This window comes from Marinococcus tarijensis (genome assembly GCF_054971385.1).
Genome location: NZ_JBQOJA010000005.1, coordinates 100782 through 123156, shown reverse-complemented (window position 1 = coordinate 123156; position 22375 = coordinate 100782). Strand labels below are relative to the sequence as shown.

Annotated in this window: 18 protein-coding genes; 8 read left to right on the top strand and 10 right to left on the bottom strand. The window is 50.9% G+C overall.

Translation table 11 applies throughout. The annotated features are described in order from the left end of the window. Nucleotides 1–66: 66 nt before the first annotated feature. Both ACTTK7_RS04470 and ACTTK7_RS04465 read right to left on the bottom strand, forming a co-directional pair. A complete protein-coding gene (locus ACTTK7_RS04470; RefSeq protein ID WP_462866153.1) occupies nt 67–2292 on the bottom strand; it encodes an ATP-dependent helicase in 2226 nt (741 codons plus the stop codon). A gap of 75 nt (nt 2293–2367) precedes the next feature. After that, complete coding sequence (locus ACTTK7_RS04465) at nt 2368–3369, bottom strand: zinc-dependent alcohol dehydrogenase family protein (protein ID WP_462866151.1); 1002 nt, start codon at nt 3367–3369, stop codon at nt 2368–2370. A 145-nt stretch (nt 3370–3514) separates the two neighbouring features. Between ACTTK7_RS04465 and ACTTK7_RS04460 the strand changes: the two genes are divergently transcribed. The 8 genes from ACTTK7_RS04460 (at nt 3515) to ACTTK7_RS04425 (ending at nt 12260) form a co-directional block, all read left to right on the top strand. After that, nucleotides 3515–5089, top strand: a complete 1575-nt coding sequence (locus ACTTK7_RS04460; protein ID WP_462866150.1) for an ATP-binding protein — start codon at nt 3515–3517, stop codon at nt 5087–5089. Continuing rightward, a complete protein-coding gene (locus ACTTK7_RS04455; RefSeq protein ID WP_462866148.1) occupies nt 5089–5769 on the top strand; it encodes a response regulator in 681 nt (226 codons plus the stop codon). Before ACTTK7_RS04460 ends, ACTTK7_RS04455 begins: the two co-directional genes overlap by 1 nt. Before the next feature lie 165 nt (nt 5770–5934). Then, the gene (locus ACTTK7_RS04450; protein WP_462866146.1) at nt 5935–6972 is read left to right on the top strand and encodes a tripartite tricarboxylate transporter substrate binding protein; all 1038 of its coding nucleotides are present in this window, start codon (nt 5935–5937) and stop codon (nt 6970–6972) included. Nucleotides 6973–7049: 77 nt separating this feature from the next. Further along, nucleotides 7050–7508, top strand: coding sequence for a tripartite tricarboxylate transporter TctB family protein (locus ACTTK7_RS04445; protein ID WP_462866144.1), 459 nt, complete (start codon nt 7050–7052; stop codon nt 7506–7508). Nucleotides 7509–7524: 16 nt separating this feature from the next. Next, a complete protein-coding gene (locus ACTTK7_RS04440; RefSeq protein ID WP_462866142.1) occupies nt 7525–9009 on the top strand; it encodes a tripartite tricarboxylate transporter permease in 1485 nt (494 codons plus the stop codon). 137 nt (nt 9010–9146) lie between these two features. Further along, the gene (locus ACTTK7_RS04435; RefSeq protein ID WP_462866140.1) at nt 9147–9683 is read left to right on the top strand and encodes a biotin transporter BioY; all 537 of its coding nucleotides are present in this window, start codon (nt 9147–9149) and stop codon (nt 9681–9683) included. Between the two features lie 20 nt (nt 9684–9703). After that, entirely contained in the window at nt 9704–11122 is a 1419-nt protein-coding gene (locus ACTTK7_RS04430) for an AMP-binding protein (protein WP_462866139.1), read from the top strand. Beyond that, entirely contained in the window at nt 11115–12260 is a 1146-nt protein-coding gene (locus ACTTK7_RS04425) for an acetyl-CoA C-acyltransferase (protein ID WP_462866137.1), read from the top strand. The genes ACTTK7_RS04430 and ACTTK7_RS04425 overlap by 8 nt, the downstream gene beginning before the upstream one ends. A gap of 44 nt (nt 12261–12304) precedes the next feature. On the opposite strand, the gene ACTTK7_RS04420 is transcribed toward ACTTK7_RS04425, so the two are convergent. The 8 genes from ACTTK7_RS04420 to ACTTK7_RS04385 all read right to left on the bottom strand — a co-directional run bounded on the left by ACTTK7_RS04420 (nt 12305) and on the right by ACTTK7_RS04385 (nt 22079). Then, a complete protein-coding gene (locus tag ACTTK7_RS04420) occupies nt 12305–13471 on the bottom strand; it encodes a mandelate racemase/muconate lactonizing enzyme family protein (RefSeq protein WP_462866136.1) in 1167 nt (388 codons plus the stop codon). Nucleotides 13472–13483: 12 nt separating this feature from the next. Then, complete coding sequence (locus ACTTK7_RS04415) at nt 13484–15190, bottom strand: SLC13 family permease (RefSeq protein WP_462866134.1); 1707 nt, start codon at nt 15188–15190, stop codon at nt 13484–13486. Nucleotides 15191–15326: 136 nt separating this feature from the next. Next, on the bottom strand, nt 15327–16037 hold the full coding sequence (locus tag ACTTK7_RS04410; RefSeq protein WP_462866132.1) for a response regulator: 711 nt from the start codon (nt 16035–16037) through the stop codon (nt 15327–15329). Between the two features lies 1 nt (nt 16038). Further along, the gene (gene dcuS / locus ACTTK7_RS04405) at nt 16039–17637 is read right to left on the bottom strand and encodes a DcuS/MalK family sensor histidine kinase (RefSeq protein WP_462866130.1); all 1599 of its coding nucleotides are present in this window, start codon (nt 17635–17637) and stop codon (nt 16039–16041) included. A gap of 101 nt (nt 17638–17738) precedes the next feature. Continuing rightward, nucleotides 17739–18560, bottom strand: coding sequence for an endonuclease VIII (gene nei / locus ACTTK7_RS04400; RefSeq protein WP_462866128.1), 822 nt, complete (start codon nt 18558–18560; stop codon nt 17739–17741). Nucleotides 18561–18575: 15 nt separating this feature from the next. Then, nucleotides 18576–19853, bottom strand: a complete 1278-nt coding sequence (locus ACTTK7_RS04395; RefSeq protein ID WP_462866126.1) for a PrsW family glutamic-type intramembrane protease — start codon at nt 19851–19853, stop codon at nt 18576–18578. 147 nt (nt 19854–20000) lie between these two features. Next, a complete protein-coding gene (locus tag ACTTK7_RS04390) occupies nt 20001–20606 on the bottom strand; it encodes a transglutaminase-like domain-containing protein (RefSeq protein ID WP_462866125.1) in 606 nt (201 codons plus the stop codon). 81 nt (nt 20607–20687) lie between these two features. Then, on the bottom strand, nt 20688–22079 hold the full coding sequence (locus tag ACTTK7_RS04385; protein ID WP_462866123.1) for an NCS1 family transporter: 1392 nt from the start codon (nt 22077–22079) through the stop codon (nt 20688–20690). Nucleotides 22080–22375: the final 296 nt, after the last annotated feature.

Genomic DNA, 22375 nt, shown 5'->3' with positions numbered 1-22375 from the left:
TATCTCAGTTCATCGTAGCCTGCGCCGCCTGATTATTCAACTATTCTGCTGAGGCAGCTGCAGGCATTACTTTTTAATGATCTGTTTAGTGCCGGGCACCATTTTCCCTTTACACATCGGGCATTCTTTTTCGGTTTCATCAGACGCTTCCGACAGACGTATCCAGGCCGGGCACATCGCTTCTTCACAGACGAGCGCATCGATGGTTTCCGTTTCCTGCTTTTCCCCGGTATGCGTTTCCCCCGGAAAGGCTTCGAGCAAAAAGCGTGACACTTCAACCTCCTTGCCGCGGTAAAATGCCGGCGAGCTGATGCACAGCTTCTGCTTCGCCCGCGTGATTGCTACATATGCAAGCCGCCTCTCTTCCTCGAGCGCCTGAGTCTGCTTATTTTCTGCCTTCTCTCCGTATAAAAGATCCTTCATACGGTCGGCCTTTAACGCAGAGTCGTGCGGCATAATTGTTTCTGACGCCCCGATGACATACACGACTGGAAACTCCATGCCCTTGGCCCTGTGGATCGTCATCAGCGACACATGGTTCGCATCGGGATCCTTCTCCCGCTCCTTCATTTCGCGGAATGTACGGAGCATGTCGTCGACAAAATAGACAAAAGACGAGACGCTCTCAAACCGTTTAGCCGAGGACTCCAGTTCATCGAGGGTTTCCTTTAACGTTTCCTTTTTCATGCTCACCTGCTGCTCATCCGCCTCCAGATAGCCGTCGTAAAACTGGCGCCGCATCTGGCGGATCGCTGTTTCCGGGCGTTTTTCCTTCAGCTTCTGAATCATGCTCTGGCGCTCCTCCACTTTTTTACGCTGAAACGAGCGGATGCCCGGCATGTCTGTTAAATGAAGCAGGGGTTCGCTGCGGGGTGAAAATATTTCCTGCTCTTTAATGTGGCGCATGCCGCGCTCCCGGGAGATAAATAAAGTCGGCACAACCTCGGGCATCGCCTCCACCAGCGTCGGGTTCAGGCTCAGCCGCAGATAGTCCATCATGGCTTTTACCGGCCACTGCTCGTAAAACATCTGGTTGCCAAGGGAATGGTGCACAAATGGCACATCCTGGGCGGTGAGCTGCTCAAAGATAGCACGGCTGACACTGATCGTCCGGTGCAGCACAGCCATATCCCGCCACTCGCATTCTCCCTCTGCCACAGCACGTTTCATATCTGCCACCACCTGCTCCGCTTCCTCGTCGGTGGACGCGGCGCGGAAGTAAAACGGGGACGAAGCCTCTGCATTCATCACCTGGAGCGTTTTCGTTTTTCGCTGCTTGTTGTGGCGCACCACTTCGTTTCCAAGACCAGCGATGGCTTTATGGGAACGGTAGTTGACGTCGAGCACAATCGTCTGTGCTTCCGGATATTTCTGGTCAAACTCCAGAATGAATTCATGGCGGGCCCCGTTAAACGAATAAATTGTCTGATCGTCATCGCCCACCACAAACAAATTGCGGTGCTTTTCCACAATCATCTGCACCAGCCGGTACTGAAGATAGTTGGTATCCTGGAATTCATCAACCATTACGTACTCAAAACGGTCCTGCAGCTGCTGCAGAAAGGACGAATCCTCGTCCATTAATGCTTTGGCTTTCATTAAAATATCGTCAAAATCAATATAATTGCGCTCAAGCTTCCAGTCTTCATACGCCTGGCAGATACGCTTTAACTGCTTCTGGCTCGTTTCTTTTTCCGGCAGATCCGCGACGGCGGTGTCATTCATTTTATGATAGGACAGAAAGGATAGGACCGCCTCGGGCTGATAGACGTCTTCAAGACCCATATCCTTCATCAACAGCTTCACGGCCAGCTGCTTTTGACGCTCGCTTGAAACAATTTCCTGTCGGACGCCATGGCGCCGCAGCAGTAATAGGAAAAAGGCGTGGAACGTGCGCACCTGCAGATTGCTGGCTGTTTCGCCGACACCCGGCAGGTTCATTACCCTCGTTTTCATTTCCTCCGCTGCTTTTTTTGTAAATGTAATCAGCAGAACCGATTCAGCCGGCACCTGCTTGACCGCCATTAAATAGCCGGCCCGGCAGACGAGCACCGACGTTTTTCCCGAACCGGCACCCGCAAGTGCCAGCAGCGGCCCGCTGCCAAAGCGGACAGCTTCGATCTGGGCTTCGTTCAAAAAAATACCGTCCGCTTCAAGCGAACGAAAATAAAAGGCATCGGATTCCTGATCCGACACGAGCTCTCTGCTTGTTGTAGCTTTAGCGATTGCTGCATATGGTACTTCTTCTCCGCTTACACCGAAGGGAGTCGAATAAAAAGAAAATTCCCGCATAAGTTCTCACCGTTTCTGTTGGATTGAGTATGTTTATTATAAATCGGCACAGGTACTCTTGTATAGAGCAGGCAGTCACGATCTGCCGAGCATTATTTTGCCCCCGCCGCTGAATCTTCCGCTCTCATAGTCCTGTAATGCCTGCTGTACCTGAACGAGCGGATACGTATGACGGGCGCGCGGCACCACGAGCTGCCCGCTTTCCACCAGGTGAAACAGCGTCCGGAATACCTGCTGGAAGCGCGTGTCGGAAACGGAGGCATTCCAGTGCCTCAGATGAAACATCGCACCCTTCACTCCAAGTGTTTCCGTAATATACGCCCAGTTGAGCGGCCGGCCCGAAAGAAGACCGAGAGCCACCAGCGTTTTCCCCGGCTTAACGCTCCCAGCGAGAGCGGCTCCTGCCTCTCCTCCGACCATATCCATGGCAGCTTCTGCTTTCTTCCCCTGCAGGGAAGCAGCCAGCTGGCGCTCTTCTTCTCCCTCCCCGGCTGCCACTATTTTTTCTGCCCCCAGCTGTATCAGCTCGTTTATTACTTCCTCTCGTCGTACAAGGCCCACCACGCGAATATTCATCCGGGAGGCCAGCTGAATAAGAATTCTTCCCATAACAGAATTAGCCGCGTTGATCACAAGCACCCCGCCGGAAGAAATCTTCAGCTTTTCGGTTAAAAGCACGTACGCCGTCACTGGGTTGATGTACATCTGGGCAGCCGTTTCATCAGAAAGGCTGTCCGGTACCGGCACGGCCAGGGTGGCCGGCGCATGAACCAGCGACTGCCATGTGCCCTCTCCCCGCAGCGGCAGCACGCGCTTTCCTATCACTGTTCTGGCCACTCCAGCTCCAACACGTTCGACCACCCCGACACCTTCGTAGCCGGGCACGAGTGGCAGCTTTACCCGGTGGGCATAACGCCCGTAAACAGGAATGAGATCCGAGGGGTTGAGCGGGGACTGATGCATCCGTACCTCCACGCTCCCGGCTTTTAACTCCTCTTTTGCATCCTCTCTGATGCAGACTTGTTCAGATGGTGTTCCAAACGCATTGACGTATGCTTTTATGCTGATATGCCCCATCTTCCCCTCCTATATGTAATTGCTGCTCTGTCTGCGATATGCTACTCTTTGAACAACTCGTATTTCCACATATTAAAATACGGTCACTATTTTTTGAAAGCGTTATCCTGAAAGGAGGGAGCCCATTATAGGAAAGAACATGAAGATGCAGACAAAAATTATGCTTCTCGTCGTCGGGCTTGTCGCTTTTATTACGATAAGCTCCTTCGGGGTGTTTGCTTATTTAGAATATAATGATATCGAAGAAGAGCTTGGAGATAAAGCATTAAGCACAGCCACATACATAGCAAGCTCCCCGGTTGTTCAGGGAGCGTATGCCTCCGAGGATCCAAGCTCCGTGCTTCAGCCCTATGCTGAACGGGTCCGTAAGCAGGCCGGCGCTGAATTTGTAGTCCTTGGTGATACCGAGGGCACCCGTTACGCCCACCCGGACGAATGGAAAATCGGCGAATCCATGGTCGGCGGCGACAATGCCCGCGCGCTCGAGCAGGGGCAGTCCTATGTCTCCACTGCAATCGGCACCCGGGGCCCGTCCCTTCGCGGCAAGGCTCCGGTTCGCAATGAAGACGGGGACATTGTAGGCATCGTTTCCGTCGGTTTTCTGCTTGAGGATGTGCGGGCAGCCATCTGGGAACGCTTCGGACTTCTGTTTATGCTCGCACTCGTCCTTCTCGCTCTGGGCGTAATCGGAAGTATGGCGGTCTCAAGAAATATCCGGAAGGATATGTTCGGCCTTGAGCCTCACGAAATCGGCCAGCTGTACCAGGAAAAGGAAAGTGTACTTACCGCTATACGGGAGGGCATTATTGCGATTGACACAGAAGGACGGATCACGATGATGAACGATTCGGCCCGAAGCATGCTTGCCATTAACGGGGCGATCGAGGGGCAGAATATTCATCACGTGCTTCCGGACTCGGAAATGCCAAAGGTACTAAAGCACGGAAAGCCGGAATACGATCAGGAATTAATGCTCCGCGGGGCTCCTTACATTGTTAACCGGGAGCCGATCACTATCGGCGGCCGGCTCGTCGGCGTCGTTTCTTCGTTCCGGGACAAAACGGAGATGATGCAGATGGCTAATACGCTTTCTGACATTCAGCGCTATTCGGACAGTCTCCGTTCGCAAAACCATGAATATTTGAATAAACTTTATGCGCTGTCCGGGTATCTTCACCTCCGGAAATACGATGAGGCAGTGCAGCTGGTCGAAGAAGAAACATCCCAGCAGCGAAAAACCCACTCCGTAGTCTTTCAGCAGATTCACGACCCGACAGTGCAGGCAATTCTGACTGGAAAAGCAGCCCGGGCTTCCGAAAAGAAGACAGCTTTTCATATTGACGGCGAAAGCCGGCTGGGGACTCTGCCGGCTCACATTCAGAAGGTTCAGCTTGTTTCCATTTTAGGAAACCTTATCGATAATGCCATCGACAGCGCGGCGGGCTGGGCGGCACCGGAAGTAACCTTTTTTGTAACGGAAATGGAGAATGAAATTATGTTTGAAGTGGTCGATAATGGACCCGGACTGCCGGAGGGGGTAGACATTACTTCCCAGGGGGCCTCTACAAAATCCGGGGACCAGCCAAGAGGATACGGACTTTCGATCGTAGAAAGAACGATTCAGGAATTAGAGGGTATGCTTGAATTTGGCAACAATGAAAACCAGGGCGCCTACTTTACGGTTTACCTGCCCAAAACGTTGCCACAAGGGGGTAGTTGATGATTTACGTTGGTATTGCTGAAGATGACTTTCGGATTGCAGATATCCACCGGCAGCTTATTGAACAAATTGAAGGGTTCTCATGCCGGTTCACATCCGGCAACGCAAAGGAGCTGCTCGAGACGATGGAGCACACGCCGGTTGATGTGCTGCTACTCGACATTTATCTTCCCGATCAGCTTGGCACAGACATTCTCGGGCAAATATTGGACAGCCATGATGCGTACATTATTATTATTTCAGCTTCAAATGATCCCGGACATGTGCAGAAGGCCTACCGGTCGGGTGTGATCGACTATATTATTAAACCTGCTTCTCCTAAACGGCTCGAGGAGTCGCTGAAAAAATTCCAGGCTATGCAGGCGGCCCGTCCTGAAGGGGAACTTACCCAGGAGGAGGTTGATCGTTACTTCTCCCCTCCTGCGTCTCCCGGCGTAACGGAAAATAAACCGGAAGCAGATTTGCCAAAGGGCATTGATGCATTCACTCTCGAGCAGGTCAAGGATCACATCCAGCAGGCCGAGCACGGAGTAACCGCTGATGAAATGGCTTCTTTTCTCGGCGCCTCCCGCACCACCGCTCACCGCTATTTTAAATATTTGTTATCCGCAAACGAAATCGAGGTCCGGCCCATCTATGGAATTGTCGGCCGCCCTGAACGCAGATATTTTAAAAAATAAACCCTCCACCGGCTGCAGCCAGCATATGCAGCCGGTTTAGTTATGTTCGTGACATTTATGAAATAAATACAATAAACGAAAGATATACATTTTAAATTGTAAACGGTTACATTTAAGCGTTTTTTGGTTACGCTTACATCAATATAAAAAAGGGGGCTACATATTATGAAACATTCAAAATATTGGATCGGTGCCGGAGTACTTTCGCTTAGCGTTTTAAGCGCCTGTGGAAGCGGAGGCGGAGACAGCTCCTCAGGCGGCGATGGCGGTGGCGGCGAAGAAGGAAGCTACGAGCCGGATTCCTCACTTGAAATTGTTGCACCTGCCGGCGCTGGCGGGGGCTGGGACACGGTCGCCCGTTCAGCTGCCGAAGGTCTTGAAGAAGAAGGCATTGTCGACCAGGGAATCGGTGTCGTAAACCGCGAAGGCGGTGGCGGAGCCAATGGCTGGTCTTATATTCATAACCAGGAAGGCAACCCGGAGTATTCTTTTGTGGCTTCACCTCCCCTTCTGCTCGTCCCGCTGAACGGTCAGTCGGAATACAGCTATGAGGACTTCACACCTCTCTCGAATATGATTGCCGACTACGGCGCGTTTGCCGTTACGGAGGATTCGGAATGGGATGATTTAAACGACCTGTTTGACGATATGAAGGAAAATCCGGATGACATCACCGTCGTCGGCGAGTCCTCGCCGGGCAGTATGGACCATATGCAGTTTGCCAAAATTGCAGCCGGTGCCGGCGTTGACCCTTCTACGATTAAATACGTATCCGCCCAGGACGGCAGCGCACTGACCAACCTTTTAAACGGCCAGGCCGATGTTTATTCAACAGGTATCACCGAGACGGTCGAGCAGGTGAGAGCCGGCGATGTTAAAGTGCTCGGTATTACAGCTGAAGAACGGCTCGAAGGTGACACGGTAAGCGAATTTCCAACCGCGACAGAACAGGGCATCGAAGAAACGTTCGTCAACTGGCGCGGATTTTTAGGACCGCCAAACATGAGCGATGCTGAAATTGCTTATTACGAAGAAACGTTCAAAGAGCTCAGTGAATCTGACTACTGGCAGGAAACCCGTCAGTCCTACGCCTGGGAAGAAAACTACATGGACAGCGAAGAATTTGAAGAATTCTTAGCCGAAGAAGAAGAATCCATGCAGGACCTGCTTGATGAGGTAGGCATCGACCGGGGCGGCGAGTAACAGCGTACGAAGGAGCTCTGAACGTTCTGCGTCCAGAGCTCTCTTATATTAAAAGCAGGTGAAAGAGGTGATACGTCATGTTTCGTTCCGCAAATAAAATTATCAGTATGATTCTCATTGTGATTGCTATTTTCTATTTATATCTGGCTTTTCAAATTCCCGCTTTCGCTACAGGAATGTTTACTGCTTCCACCATGCCGAAGGCAGCCGGTTTTTTATTGATTTTACTCAGCGTCTTTTTGTTTTTTATTAAAGAAGGCGAAAGCGAAGAGGATCAGGAAAAACGAAAGGAAGCCGGACAGCATATTTTTTACTTAGGCGGGGTAGGCGTAATGATCCTTTTATACATCACTCTTTTAGAGCCCGTTGGTTTCATTTTGGCCTCCACTATATTTATTTTTCTGTGCAGCCTGTTTATGGGCTACCGGAAACATATCGTCAACGCTGTGACCTCGGTTGTTTTTCCCTTATCGCTTTATTTAGTTTTCACCCAGTTATTAAATATAAGTCTGCCTCCGGGCATTCTGCCGCTGTAGAAAGGAGGTTAAGCGCATGGGAACTTTTAATGGAATTTTAAGCGGGCTCAGCGTCGCTTTCAGCGTCCAGGGAATGCTGTTTGTGCTGATCGGCGTTTTCGCCGGAACATTTATCGGAATGATGCCCGGGCTCGGGCCGATCAGTGCGATCGCTATCATGATCCCACTGACATACAACATGGAGCCGACTGTAGCTCTCGTACTTATGGCCGGTGTTTACTACGGAGCCGTATTCGGTGGCTCCACCTCCTCGATTCTTTTGAACGCTCCGGGGATTTCCGGCACGGTCGCAACTGCTTTTGACGGCTACCCCATGGCCCAGAACGGCCAGGCCGGAAAAGCACTTGCTATTTCTGCCATTTCGTCCTTTGCCGGCGGTACGGTGAGTGTCGTACTGCTGATGCTCTTCGCTCCGCTTCTGGCAAGCGTTGCAATTGTGTTCGGTCCGCCCGAATACTTTGCACTGATGCTGCTTGGGTTAACCGCGATAGCCAGTCTGTCCGACGGCTCGACGATTAAGGCACTTATTTCGGCAGTACTCGGTCTCATGTTTGTTACCATCGGCATGGACAGCCAGACTGGAACGACACGGTTCACCTTCAATAATCCGAACCTGCTCGAAGGCATTGATTTTCTCGTAATCGCTCTCGGCCTGTTTGCCATTGCTGAAATCTGCAATCTGATTGTAAACCGCAAAAAGAAAATTAAAAACCAGGGCAATATTGGAAGCCTGAAGCTTTCCAAACAGGACTTCAAGGATATGAGCGGCCCAATGACCCGCCAGTCCTTCCTGGGCTTTATTCTCGGGGTGCTCCCGGGTGCCGGCGCCACGATCGCTTCATTTATCGGCTATATTACGGAAAAAAAGATTGCCAAACATCCGGAAGAATTCGGAAAAGGCGCGGTAAAAGGAATTTCTGCCCCGGAAACGGCCAACAACGCCGCTACGAGTGGCGCCTTTGTACCTCTGCTCAGCCTCGGTATTCCCGGTTCCGGAACGACGGCCGTGCTGCTCGGTGCCCTGCTCGTGCTGAACGTACCTCCGGGGCCGCTTTTAATCGAAGAGCAGCCTGACCTGTTCTGGGGTGTTATCATCAGTATGTATATCGGCAACGTGTTTTTGTTAATTTTGAACCTGCCGCTTATTCCCTACATTGCTAAAGTGCTGCTGATTCCGCGCCCACTGCTGATTTCGCTTGTGATTATGTTCAGTATGATCGGGGTGTACTCTATCAGCTTCAGCACGTTTGATCTTTATTTACTGCTAGCTTTTGGCGTAATCGGCTATTTGATGAAGCTGTACAATTTCCCGGCAGCTCCACTGATCCTGGCATTTATTCTCGGCGGAATGATGGAGGAATCCTTCCGTCAGGCCATGACCATCGCCAATGACGATTTAACGGTCTTTTTCACCCGACCAATTGCTCTCAGTATGCTGATTGTTGCTCTTCTTTCCTTCCTCGTGCCCATCATCCGCCAAAAAAAAACAACTTCAGCATAAAAAACCCGGGCTTTCCGGGTTTTTTCTTTTTTATACCGTTTTAACAAATTGCCTCTTCTTTCGTAAACCATTTTAAAAATAAAGTTGACAAAAAGCTGATTTCTTTCTATCCTTAGAAATCAGTGAGGTGAACATAGATGCGTATACAAAAAATTATTTATACCGCTTTATTTGCAGCAATTATCGCAGCTTTAGGCATTGTGCCGCCCATTCCGCTTCCTTTCAGTCCCGTCCCAATTACCCTGCAGACCCTCGGTGTCATGCTGGCGGGCTCTCTGCTCGGAGCGAGGTACGGGGGACTCAGCATGCTTTTGTTTGTTGTACTTGTGATGATAGGACTGCCGCTGCTCTCCGGTGGACGCGGCGGCGCCGGGGTATTGTTTGGTGCGAGTGGCGGCTACATTCTGAGCTGGCCGGTCGGAGCATTTATCATTGGCTGGATCGCCCATTCTTTTAAGAAACCATCGTTTCCAAAGTATTTGTTTGCAAATATTACCGGCGGCATTCTCGTCATTTATGCCGGCGGGGTTACCTATTTATCATTTTTAATAAACATACCGTGGACCACTGCCGCCATTCAGGCACTTGCTTTTCTACCGGGGGATATTTTTAAAGCAGTCGTTGCCGGCTTTGTAGCAGTCCGGCTGAATAAGCAGCACAAAATCAGGCTTTAACACCGGAAGGGGGGATTTGCATGATCAGCCAGGCCATCGCCCGGTACGCTGCTTCTGATCCTGCCCGGATAGCGGTCGAATACTCGGAACGTTCGATCTGCTGGCGGGAATTGCATGAGACAATTAACCGCCGCCGGCATCAGCTGCACGCAGCTATCGGCCCTTTTTTTCAAAAACAGATTGCCTTTGCGCTCCGAAACCCTCTGGAGCAGCTGTATATGTTTTATGCAGTCGTGTCCGGAGGCGGCATTGCTGTCCCAGTGGATGAAACGCTGGACCGCGACGCGAAAGCTTCTTTTCTTTCTTCTTCCAAACCCAGCCTTTTTATCACAGATGCTGAAAGGGACGGATTTCCGGTGCCTTCCCTGGCACTTGCAGACGTTACCGGCGCGGAGCCCCGTCTGTCTGCACCCACTGCGTTCTGCAAAGATACCGATTTGTTTTACGGCGCCTGCACGTCAGGTTCCTCCGGAACACCAAAGGTATGTCTGCGGAGTCACCGTTCCTGGCTGAAAAGCTTCGAGGCGGATGAGCAGCTTTTTCCGTTTCAGAAGGATGAACGCGTCCTGATCACCGGAAAGCTCTCCCACTCCCTCTTTTTATACGGGGCCGTCCGTATGCTCGAATACGGCCACACTGTCGTTCTGCCTGTAACTCACTCGCCACGGGGGATTGCCCGGATAGTGGATAAACTGCAGATCACCGTATTGTACGCGGTGCCTACAATGCTCCGCTGGCTTCTCAGCTACTCCTTTCCTCCCTCTCCGTCGGTCAGACTGATCATTACGGGTGGAGAAAAATGGTCCCCCGCTGATAACCAAAAAATATTCGCCCGCTTTCCCTCGGCTGAGCTGTATGAATTCTACGGCAGTGCAGAAACCAGCTTTATCAGCGCTCTGAACCACCGCGCAGAACAGGCCAGCTCCTCCTGCACCGGCCGCCTGTTTCCCATGGTCGAAGCCGGACCTGCCCGGGAAGCCGGGGAATTAATCATATCAAGTCCATTTTTATTCAGCGGCTATGCTGGAGAGGAGTTCTTACCCTATCCAGGTTCGGTTGCTACCGGAGATATTGGCTTTGTCGATGAGGAAGGCTTCCTTTATATTACAGGCCGCCGGAGCGGAAAAATTGTCAGCCGGGGCCGCAATATTTATGCCGAGGAAATTGAACAGGTACTCTTAAGCCATCCGGATGTTGCCCGGGCAGTTGTTTTCGGTGTACCGGATGCTTTCGAAGGGGAAAAAATCGCTGCGCTTTATACTGGAAGCGTTACTGCTCACAATTTGCATGTACACTGCCGCGGGCGGCTGCCCGCTTATAAACTGCCGGCATGCCTGCAGACAGACTGCCTGCCGCTGCTTGGCAGCGGAAAAATTGACCGGCTGCGAGCCCGGAAGTATTACGAAGCCCCGGTAAAGGAGTACATTAATGATGACTGAGCCTGTATATATTATTGATGCCAAACGAAGTCCCGTCCATCATGTGAACGGGGCGTTTTCAAAGCTGGAGCCGGAGCAGCTGACAGCGCCGCTGTACAATCATTTTCAGCTCCATCACGGGATCAACGACCGGGTGCCGACTGACGAAGTATTTATGGGAAATGCAGTTGGGCCGGGCGGTAATCTTGCCCGCCTCAGCCTGCTTGAAGCCGGATATGACAGGTCAGTGCCCGGTGTGACGGTGGATCGCCAGTGCGGTTCCGGCCTTGAAGCTGTACACCAGGGATTCCGGCACCTGCAGGCCGGCGCTGCGGGTACCGTTCTTGCCGGCGGCGTCGAAAGCACAAGCCGGGCCCCGCAACGCTCCTTTTTCGCCTCGGAAGCCTATCCGGTTTCCTCCACGCAGGAAAGAGCCCGCTTTTCTCCCAGGTCTATTGGCGATCCCGATATGGGAGAAGCTGCGGAAACGGTGGCGAAAGCCTACAGCATATCCCGCGCAGAGCAGGACACCTTTGCCGAACGCAGCTACAGGCTTTCGTGGGAGGAAGCAGCAAAGACGGATATTTCCCGGGAAATTATTCCGGTGGGCACCGTCCAGGCAGACGCTGAAATTCGTTCTCCAGATAAAATGAATAAAATTATCCGCCGGGCGCCCGCTGTTTTCCAGGAACACGGCACAGTCACCGCCGCCAACTCCTCCCGGATCAGTGACGGGGCGGCGCTCACGCTGATAGCCAGCCGCTCCTCCTGCCGGCGGCACGGGTTCAAGCCCGTTCTTGAAATCGTCGATGCCACTGCAGTTGGCGTTGATCCGACAATGCCGGGCATTGGGCCGGTGCCTGCTGCACGCCGGCTGCTTGCACGGAACCGCTTGTCTGTCCGGGACATTTCCGTATGGGAATGCAATGAAGCATTTGCCTCGCAGGTGCTCGCCTCCGCCCTTCAGCTCGGCGTTCCGCCTGAGCGGCTGAATACAGCCGGAGGCGCCATCGCCCAGGGCCATCCGTACGGGGCTTCGGGAGCGATTCTCGTGGCAAGGCTCATGCGGCTGATGCAAAACGACGATCTTCCGCTCGGCGTAGCCATGATTGGCATCGGGGGCGGGCTTGGGCTCGCCAGTCTGTACCGGCTCCTGTAATACAAACAGCCTGCACTCATGAAGGAATGAATGCAGGCTGTTCTTTACTGCAGCAAAGAACGAAGCAGCGTATAAAGATTGTTTTTCGCTTCAAAGCCGATACCAGGCACCTCCGGCAGCTGTACATAACCATTTTCCACCGGATAGTCATCGGCAAAACCGCCGAATGGCTCAAAGACGCCGGGATAGGATTCATTGCCGCCAAGGCCGAGTCCGGCTGCAATATTGAGTGACATCTGGTGGCCGCCGTGCGGAATGCACCTTCTCGACGACCAGCCGCTTACTTCCAGCATATCGAGCGTGCGCATATATTCCACCAGGCCGTAGCTGAGGGCACAGTCAAACTGCAAATAGTCCCGATCCGGCCGCATGCCGCCGTAGCTGATTAAATTTCGTGCATCCTGCATGGAAAACAGGTTCTCGCCAGTAGCCATTGGATGGGAATAGTAGCGGCTCAATGTATTTTGCAGAGCGTAATCAAGCGGGTCGCCCGCTTCCTCGTACCAGAACAGTCCGTAAGGTTCGAGCGCTTTCGCATAGGCAATCGCTTGATCCAAATCAAATCGTCCGTTCGCATCCACCGCAAGCTTCCCCGGATCACCGGTCACCTCCACCACTGCTTCGATGCGCTCAATATCCTCTTCAAGCGATGAGCCTCCTATTTTCATCTTCACCACCGAATAGCCGGACTCCAAATACGTACGCATCTCCTGCTGAAGTGCATCGAGTCCTTTTCCGGGCTGGTAATAGCCGCCGGCAGCATATACAAATACACTGCTGTCTGCACTTCCCTCTCTGTACCTCTCGGCAAGCAGCTGATACAGCGGCTTTTCCTCAATTTTTGCCACCGCGTCCCATACCGCCATATCAATGACCCCGACAGCCACAGAACGCTCTCCGTGGCCGCCTGGCTTCTCGCCGGTCATCAATATGTCCCAAATTTTAAAGGGATCCAGATTTGCCCCCTCATCACTTGTAATCTCCTGTTCAGAGGCTTCCAGCAGGCGCGGAATAAACCGCTCGTGCAAAAGTCCGCTCGGAGCATACCGGCCGTTGGAGTTAAACCCGTAGCCCACCACCGGTTTGCCGTTTTTTATGACATCGGTTTTGATCGCGACGACTGAGACGTTCATTTTACTAAAATCAATAAACGCGTTACGGATATCCGATTTGATCGGCACCGCCTGTTCTTCTATCTGCACAATTTTCATGACGGCGCCTCCTTAGTTATTACGGAACGAATCAGGTACGGTCGTCAAGTCGATGCCCCAAAGCGCTGGAAGAACCAGATAGACGAGAACCGTAATTAATAAAATCGCAAATATATTCAGGAAGAAGCCGTTTTTTACCATGTCGATGATCCGTATTTTCCCACTCCCGAAGATGATAGCGTTTGGCGGTGTACCAACCGGCAGCATAAACGCACAGTTTGCAGCCATCGCACAAGGCACCATCAGTGCAAACGGGTGAACCTGAATCGCAATCGCGAGGGAAGCAACCAGTGGAATAATCATGGTGCCTGTCGCTGTGTTGGATGTGATCTCTGTCAGGAATAACACGAGCGTGGCGGATACAAGGATAACGAGAATAATGTTTACCCCTTCAAGAAGAGTTAAGCTGTTACCGATCCACTCGGCAAGGTCGGTATTACTAAAGCCGGCAGCAATCGCCAGTCCGCCCCCGAACAATAGCAGGATGCCCCATGGAATCTCTCTGGAATCCTTCCAGACGAGCACCCGCGGATCCTCCTGTTGCTTGGTGGCAGGCACCAGAAACAACAGCACCGTCGCAACCATGGCAATACCGCCGTCACTGAGGCCGGTTACTCCGACGATTTCCTGCCAGAAAAAGGAACGTGTAATCCACATGACAGCGGCAAATACGAATACTGCCATGACAATCTTTTCTTCGTATTTCATTCCGCCGAGTTTTGTTCTTTCCGCCTGAATCATGTCACGGCCGCCCGGAATGGTCGAAAAGCCGATATTATAGACAAAGCGTGTCAGGTAGAACCAGACGATCAATAAGAAGACAGCTACAATCGGCGCACCAAACATAATCCATTGCGCGAAGGAAATCTGCTGTCCGAACAGCTCCTCCGACTGGGCAGCCAGAATGCTGAGCGGCGGCGTCCCGATTAGTGTACCGAGTCCGCCGACCGTGCCCGCGTAACCAACACCGAAAATAAGCGCTTTTTCGAATTTTTTCACTTCTTTTTCGGAATCCTTCTCTTCCTTAAGGGCTTCCGACACCTGGTACGTAATCGCAAGCGCAATTGGGAGCATCATCATCGTTGATGCTGTGTTGGACACCCACATGGATAAAAAGCCTGTGGCAACCATAAAACCAAGAATAATCCGATTGGTGCTTGTACCAATCACCGCGATGATGAACAGCGCGATTCTCTTATGTAGGTTCCATTTTTCCATTGCATAGGCAATAAAGAAACCACCTAAGAACAAGAAGATAATGTCGTTACCGTAAGCAGAAACGACAGTATCTCCGTCGAGCGCTCCGGTAATCGGCAGAAGGACAATCGGCAAAAGCGAGGTCGCCGGAATCGGGATCGCTTCTGTAATCCACCAGGTGGCGATCCAAAGCGTAGTGGCAAGTACTGCTTTTCCTTCATAGCTGAGCCCCGAGGGATCCAGAAACAACATGGTAATGAGAAATAATAATGGTCCTAAAATAAGTCCAACGAGCTGCGGACGTTTGTAGGAAGGGCCCTGCCCTCCACTGTCTCCTCCGTCGTTTCCTCCCCCGCCATCGCCGTCGCGGTTTTTGTTACGGCCAGCGGTAGAAGGATCCTGTATTTCTTCTTCCTTGTGACGTGTTGGTGACCGGTCCGTCTGAAAAACATTCAGAAGTTTTTTCGTCTGCCGGTGGGAATGCCATAATGATTTCCAGCCGGAAGCAACCGTATTCTTCATCCTTCTCACCTCTTATTTTTCAGATTATTGAAAGCGCTTGCTGACTAATATAATAAAGTTTTGATTCTTTGTATACATTTTGTAAGTAAGCACATACTTTTGTAAACAAAATAACCAAAACTGCCAGCCTTTTTCCTTACTTTTCCATCCAGTCTTTAAGTATTTCCACCTGTTCCGGAGGCATCGTGTACTGCTGCAGCGGCCTGCCGCTTCCCGCATAGTTCATCGTGATTTTAAGCACTCCTTCTCCCTCCAGAAAAGCGAGGTACTTCCTTACGGACACTCTCGATATGCCCGTACTTTCTGCGAGCCCCTGCGTCGTAAAGGTACTGCCGGCATGCTGCAGAATCTCGTCGCCGACAATCCGGAAGGTTTCTGTCGTCAGGCCCTTGGGCAGCTCGTGCTCCTCCTGCGTGCCCTTATTGGCTAAAAACAGCTGGTCCACATCCTCCTGTCCCCATTCCTTTGTCGTTCCCGACGCTTTCTGCCATTCCTTTACATTGATTAATGCTTCCCGGAAGCGTTCAAAATGAAACGGTTTAATCAGGTAATCCGTACAGCCAAGCCGTTTAGCCCGCTGCAGGGACGAGGTATCATTGGCCGATGTAATGGCAATCACGTCCACCGGGATTTGTTCTTTTCGCAGCTCCTCCAAAAGATCAAGACCGTTTTCTTTATTTAAATACACGTCCAAAAGCACAATATCAATCGCTTCTGAATGAAGCATTTCTTTTGCCTTCGCCAGGTTTTCCGCATGCCCCGCTACGTCAAACCCGGGAACCCGTTCGACATACATGCGGTTAAATTTAGCTACCATCGGGTCATCTTCAACCATTAATACTCTCATTTCAGTTCTCCCTCTCTATTGGTATCTGTACATCAAAGGCTGTCCCTTCTCCCGGGTGGGAATCGATAAACACTTCTGCTTCCAGCGTATCAAGGGAACGCTTCGTATTGTACATGCCAAAGCCCCGGCCTTCACCTTTCGTTGAGTACCCCCGTTCAAACAGCTCTGCCTGGGTCTTTTCATCCATTCCCCGTCCGTTATCCTCGATCTGAAAGCCGAGACAGCTGTTCTCTTCGTAAATATGCATAAACAAATGTGGGGACGGCGTATGCTTCATCGCGTCACGGGCATTGTCGATCAGATTGCCGATAATCGTGATCATATGGTCGGTCCATTCAGGATCAGCCATGGCCGGCCACATACCGCTTCCTGACAGCTCCACTTCGATACCGTTTTCCTGCAGATTGGATATTTTATTCATTAAATATCCGGCAAGCACCGGGTCCTTTACATACGCGGTTACCCATCCGACCTCCTGGCGGTAGTTGCTCGAAATACTCATTACATAGTCGTCGAGCTCTTCATACGATTCCGTCTGGATCATGGCCGAAATGACGTGAAGCTTGTTCATAAACTCATGGGACTGGGCCCTGAGCGTCTCTGCATAGGTTCTGGCCCCGGACAGCTGCTCGACGAGCCGTGTCAGTTCATCTTTGTTGCGAAAAGTTGCCACCGCTCCAAGCAGGGTGGCATCCGAAACCACCGGCATGCAGCTCACAATAATTTCTACGTCTTTCAGCTGCTGGACCTGGTCAAGCTCCTGCTCTTTAGTCTGCAGGACCCTTTTCAGCAGGGAATCCGCAAAGAAACGGGATATATCTTTTCCGATCGGGTCTTCTTCGGCGCCAGCTTCCGCGAACAGCTCCCTGGCCGCATCGTTGGCCAGAATCACCGTGCCGCTGCTGTTGACAGCAAGTACGCCTTCCCGCACCGAGGACATAATTGCCTCGCGCTGTTCAAGCACCTGCGATATTTCAAGCGGCTCGAGGCCGTGCATCGTTTTTTTGATCCGGCGTGCCAGCCAGAAGGCGCCAATGACACCGGCGGCAAGACCAATACCGCTTCCCAGAACGAGCGTCTGCTGGTCTGCCCAGATGTCTTCCTGAATACTGTCAGTCAGAATGCCCACGGAGGTGACACCAATCTGTTCGCCCCCGTCCATCACCGGTACAAATGCCCGCATGGAAACGCCGAGCGTCCCCTCGGCCGTCGACACGTACGTTCTCCCGTTTAAAGCATCTGTCTCATCTCCCCCGGCAAATTCCTCACCGATCCGGTCCTCGCGCCGATGCGTATAACGCACACTGTTCATATCCATGACGACAATATATTCCATGTTTGTTGCTTCCTGAACTTCTTTTGTATATTCCTGGAGACTTCCGCCCCGTTCACCGGCCTGCAGTGCTTCAGCTGCTTCCGGCGAACGGCTGACGGCCTCGGCAATGTTCAATGCTTTTTCTGCCTGCTGATCCCGGACGTCGTCAGCAGTATCGACGGCAACGATGATACCGGTAATGCAAAGCGCAATCAGCATCACTGCAGAAATCAACAACGTAATCCATGTCACGAGCTTTAACGGCTTAGTTCGCTTATCCCCCACCATATCCCCCATCGCTGCTGTAAATACTTATGTTTAGTAACATGTTTATTATGCAGGGAGCAGTTCGTTTTTTCAAATGAAGGTGATGGAGCTCCCGTCGTTTATTTTTGCTGGCAGGTCGGACAGTAATAGCAGCGTCTCGAACCGGCAGTGAAACGGATGATTTCTGTGCCGTCCACCCGGCACGGCCGCCCGCCGCGGTTGAACACCCAGTGCCGGTACTCGCTGTATGTTTTTCCTTCTGCCTTTGCCCGTGCAACGACTGACTCATCCGTTGTTATTCCTTTATGTTTATAGGAACGCTCTATTAATACCAGCAGCTCTTCAGCCAGATTCCGGACCTGCCTATCACTTAAATCGGCGGGCCGCTGGTCCGGATAAACGCCGGCTGCAAACAGTATTTCGCTGCGCAAATAATTACCGATGCCCCCGACAAAATGCTGATCAAGCAAAAGGGAGGTCAGACGCCGGTTCCGAAACTTTTTATCCAGGGTACGCTCCACAATCATATCCGCTGTTACTTTCTCACTGAGCGGGTCCGGTCCGACCTTTGAGACAAACGGATGGTCCCAGATTTCTTCTGTCAGCATAATTTCCACATCCGATGCGCTGTACAATAGGGCAGACTGCTTTTCATTGTGCAGGGCGAGCCGGAGCTGCCGGTTTGTTTTCGGGTACGTATAACTGTTTTTAACATACCATCTTCCGTACAGCTGATTGTGCGAATAGATGGTATAGCCGCTGCTCAGGTGAATGAGCATCGCTTTTCCTTTTGTCGCCACCTCGTTGACCTCTGATCCTGAAAGCAGATCTTCGTAAGTTTTTAATCGTTCAAACGCCGTGTACATCTCGATGATCGGTCCCTTTTGCAGGGCTTTTTCCACTTTATCGGCTTCCCGCCGTATCTCTGGTCCTTCAGGCATGTGGTTGTCCGCTCCTTATTCTTTTTTATCTTTTCGGCCCATTCGTGACATCGTCTGTCCCCGGGAGACCGCTTCGGCTTCCAGCTCTTCTTCGACGGCCTGCTCCGGCTTTTTTGCATTTGAATGCAAAGCCGCAATCTGCCGAAGACCAGCCTGAATCATCGTCAAAATCAAATACCAGGCCACTGCAATCAAAATCAGCTGTACAAAACGGCTGTCAGGGAACAAGGCAATAGGCATATCCCATACTGCATGCAGAAGCACCGGAATAATAAAAATTTTCAAAAACTGCCGGTCCGCCACGTGCTTTCTCTGGAGCGGCTCGTCCCGCTTCACGAGCAGCAGGGCAGCACCGATAATGGCACCCCATACGACATGCCCGCCAATCGACAGCCAGCCGCGTTCGAAAATAACATCGATCATGACACCGGTCCCGTACTGCAGGCCGAAATTAAGCGCATAGCCGGCGGATTCAAAGGCAGCGAAGCCTGCCCCGACAGCAGCTCCGATTAAGAGCCCATTCAGAATATACTTTACCTGCGTTTTCCTTATTAAGTATGCGATAATAATCAGCTTTCCCACTTCTTCGACCACACCGATAACGATAGCGCTGAAGAACCCAATTTCACCGATGGGGATAAAGGAATACAAAATCAGCGTGACAAAAATCGACGCCACCCCGCCGACGAAAAACATCTGCAGCAGCCGGAGCATACTGATATTTCTCGGCGCATTCAGTTCATAAAAAAACACAACGAGCGCAAACGGTGCAGCAAATGAACCGATGGCGATCATGCCGGGAATTGTCAAAACGTTGCCGAAAAACAGCGTGCATCCATATAAAATCAAATATGTGATCACAAGCACCAGAAGTACACGCGAAAACAGCCACGGCTTTGGCCACGAAAGTGGAATCTCCTGCTCGTTGGGCGTTGTCAGAGAAGTGCCGGAAATAAACACCAGCTCTGCTTCTTCCCTTGAGTGCCGCTTAAACACGTTGGAGAACAGATTTTTCAGATGAAAATCTGCAGAGCCTTCTTCTCCGACATATTGATTAATTCGGGTCGAAGCCCGGATAAAAGCGCTTCTCGCCTGATCTCCCGGATGCTCTTCATCCTCCACCAGTGCTTCAACGAGAACCGTACGGCTGAGCGGAAGCCACCGCCCACCGGTGGCTTCTGACCACACCAGGGTTTTGGCACCGATTTGTTTTTCATCAATTAACGCCCGCATCTGCACACTCGACAGCGGCCCGTGCTCTTCGTCATGCTGTGTGTAGTACCAGTAATCCATAGACCTTCCCTCCTGCCTGACTTTCTTCAATTACTCTCATTTTACCCGAATGCCATGAATCATAAGCTATCCATAAAGAACATAACACCAGGGTCCTGCAGATTGGAACAAAAAAACCAGCCTGTTTTTATGCAGACTGACTTCTTTCTAAACATCTCCCTCTGAGAGCGACTCAGGCAGCGCGTACCGGTACATATACACCGGGTCCCCATGACGATCCAGAACGTCCAGGAGCTCTGCCGGCGGAGCCGCGTATATTCCTGGGTAGTCCCGCTCGTCCTTGGTCTCCTCCACGTTAAAGGCCAGCTGCTCTTTATCGGTAAAAAATTGTGCATCAATACCGGGTTTATTGCCCCTTGCATCCAGCCGCACCCATCTTTCTTCCTCGTTAAGATAGACGGCATTTAACGCATGAATACAGTAGCCGTCTGCCGGTTCATCAAAGAGTCTTAGCCGCTGATAGCAGAAGCCGCAGGGTATCCCTTCCGAGCGGAGAAGTGCCGCCAGCAGATGCGACTTGGACCAGCAGATCCCCTCCCCATATTTCAGAACCTCCGAGGCTCTCCGGGTAACTGTTTCACCCTGAATGTCCCACGAATGGCTGACTTCATCACGCACAAATAAGTAGGCAGCTTCTATTTTTTCCTTTTCATTCATTTCCGGAAAAAACAATTCCGCCGCTTTCTGCTGGATATCTTCCGCCGCATAATCGATGTCATAGGTTTCCTGTAAAAGTTCTATAAGATGTACCATCGCCCTGCCTCCCTTTTTGTATAATTATACTAAAAAAAGAATTTAAATACAAAAAGAACAGGCAGCGGCCTGTTCTTCTTATTATTGTTTTATCCATTGCGGAGCCGGTTTTTCGTTCACTGACTCTTCTTCACTGAAGCTTTGATTCATACCCTCCTGAACATACGGTTCATGCCCTGCAATCCAGTATTTCATCAATATAGTGTAGAGAAGCAGCGCCGGCAGTCCGCCGATAAACCAGGATCCATCGATATTGATAAAGGAAACGGCAGTACCAACAACAATAGATATAATAGCTGCAGGATTCCACCCTTTAAAAGTCTGAAACAGCTTGCTCTGTTCGTACAGCGCTGCTACATTATAATTCCTTTTATGCACGAAAAAGAAGTCTGCAAGCATCACACCGAATACCGGCCCCAAAAAGGCGGAGACGATAGCAATGAATGTTGTAAAATATGCAGCATTCATCAGCCACCACGGGCATGTGAACGTAGCAAGTATACCAATAATGATGCATGACTTCGCCCAGGAAATTTTAAAAAGGTCCATCGCCACGAGCGCCGGCGGCATAATGTTGGCCATTAAGTTTGTCGTCACCTGGGCTATCGCAATAAAAACCAGTACGATAATGCTTGCGACGGTGGAAGGAATATATTCGGAAATAACATCAATCGGGTTCCAAATTCCAACCGCAGCCGCTCCGAGCATTCCGATAAATGGAAGCAGAATGCTCGGCGGCACCATGCCAACCAGATGAGCGTTAATATAGGTGGATGTTTTTGTCTTTTTCGGCACGTATCTTGTGTAGTCCGACACGTTGATCAAAAGAGCTGCAAACTGTCCCACCAATACGGTCATCGCCAGCCAGAGCGGAATGCCCCAGGAGCCGTCCACGTTCGCAGCTGCCTGCACCTCAAATCCAAACGTCGTTAAAAACAGGAAAATTAAGTAGATGATACCGCCCATAATGATGACAGAACCTATGATTTCCACCCATTTGATGGATTCAATGCCTTTAGCGGAAAGAAAAATCTGCAGGGCCTGAAAGCCGAAAAACCACACCCATACATTTTCAAAGCCTATAAAGCTCGAGGCAATCTGGTTCAACGCCTGCGCCCCGAGCCAAGTCTGTATGCCGAACCAGAACAAAGCCGGAATACTCCGTAAGAGGGCGGGAATTCTGGAGCCAACCGGCCCAAAGGACGAACGAAGCTGAACAACCATCGGAATACCGTGCTTCCATCCTACATATCCATTTAATGAAAACAACAGAGCGGCCATAATATTTGCCAAAAGCAGTGCAGCCCCTGCCTGATAAAGGTTCAGGTCGCCAAACGGCGGAATCAGACTCGAACCGAGCATGAATGTGCCGATCATAATGGTATCTCCCCACCACATTGCCACATAAGCTTTCGGCCCAAGGATTCTTTCTTTCTCGCTAGTAATTGGTCTCAGATCCTGCCGTACCTGCATGATATTTACCTCCTAAATAAAAAACGAACAATTCATGTTTAATTGGTTCATCCATTCGTTTAATGATTAATTTTATTTTATCGGAGAAATATGCAACGGATCATTGTTTATCATCACACAAATTTATTATTTTCTCTGTGCATTATTTCTAAAAACAGCTGATATTTTCCATTTGAAATGTACATTTTCTTACATTGTAAAAATCTAATTGTTTAATTTGATTTTTGGAAACGTTTTCAATATAATATAGGTATATCTTCTTACTTTATTACCGAACGTATTTTAATACTATTAGG

Bases quoted from the DNA above. Each gene is read 5' to 3' on its own strand.
- ACTTK7_RS04470 (WP_462866153.1), bottom strand. From the start codon at position 2,292: ATGCGGGAATTTTCTTTTTATTCGACTCCCTTCGGTGTAAGCGGAGAA.
- ACTTK7_RS04465 (WP_462866151.1), bottom strand. From the start codon at position 3,369: ATGGGGCATATCAGCATAAAAGCATACGTCAATGCGTTTGGAACACCA.
- ACTTK7_RS04460 (WP_462866150.1), top strand. From the start codon at position 3,515: ATGCAGACAAAAATTATGCTTCTCGTCGTCGGGCTTGTCGCTTTTATT.
- ACTTK7_RS04455 (WP_462866148.1), top strand. From the start codon at position 5,089: ATGATTTACGTTGGTATTGCTGAAGATGACTTTCGGATTGCAGATATC.
- ACTTK7_RS04450 (WP_462866146.1), top strand. From the start codon at position 5,935: ATGAAACATTCAAAATATTGGATCGGTGCCGGAGTACTTTCGCTTAGC.
- ACTTK7_RS04445 (WP_462866144.1), top strand. From the start codon at position 7,050: ATGTTTCGTTCCGCAAATAAAATTATCAGTATGATTCTCATTGTGATT.
- ACTTK7_RS04440 (WP_462866142.1), top strand. From the start codon at position 7,525: ATGGGAACTTTTAATGGAATTTTAAGCGGGCTCAGCGTCGCTTTCAGC.
- ACTTK7_RS04435 (WP_462866140.1), top strand. From the start codon at position 9,147: ATGCGTATACAAAAAATTATTTATACCGCTTTATTTGCAGCAATTATC.
- ACTTK7_RS04430 (WP_462866139.1), top strand. From the start codon at position 9,704: ATGATCAGCCAGGCCATCGCCCGGTACGCTGCTTCTGATCCTGCCCGG.
- ACTTK7_RS04425 (WP_462866137.1), top strand. From the start codon at position 11,115: ATGACTGAGCCTGTATATATTATTGATGCCAAACGAAGTCCCGTCCAT.
- ACTTK7_RS04420 (WP_462866136.1), bottom strand. From the start codon at position 13,471: ATGAAAATTGTGCAGATAGAAGAACAGGCGGTGCCGATCAAATCGGAT.
- ACTTK7_RS04415 (WP_462866134.1), bottom strand. From the start codon at position 15,190: ATGAAGAATACGGTTGCTTCCGGCTGGAAATCATTATGGCATTCCCAC.
- ACTTK7_RS04410 (WP_462866132.1), bottom strand. From the start codon at position 16,037: ATGAGAGTATTAATGGTTGAAGATGACCCGATGGTAGCTAAATTTAAC.
- nei (WP_462866128.1), bottom strand. From the start codon at position 18,560: ATGCCTGAAGGACCAGAGATACGGCGGGAAGCCGATAAAGTGGAAAAA.
- ACTTK7_RS04395 (WP_462866126.1), bottom strand. From the start codon at position 19,853: ATGGATTACTGGTACTACACACAGCATGACGAAGAGCACGGGCCGCTG.
- ACTTK7_RS04390 (WP_462866125.1), bottom strand. From the start codon at position 20,606: ATGGTACATCTTATAGAACTTTTACAGGAAACCTATGACATCGATTAT.
- ACTTK7_RS04385 (WP_462866123.1), bottom strand. From the start codon at position 22,079: ATGCAGGTACGGCAGGATCTGAGACCAATTACTAGCGAGAAAGAAAGA.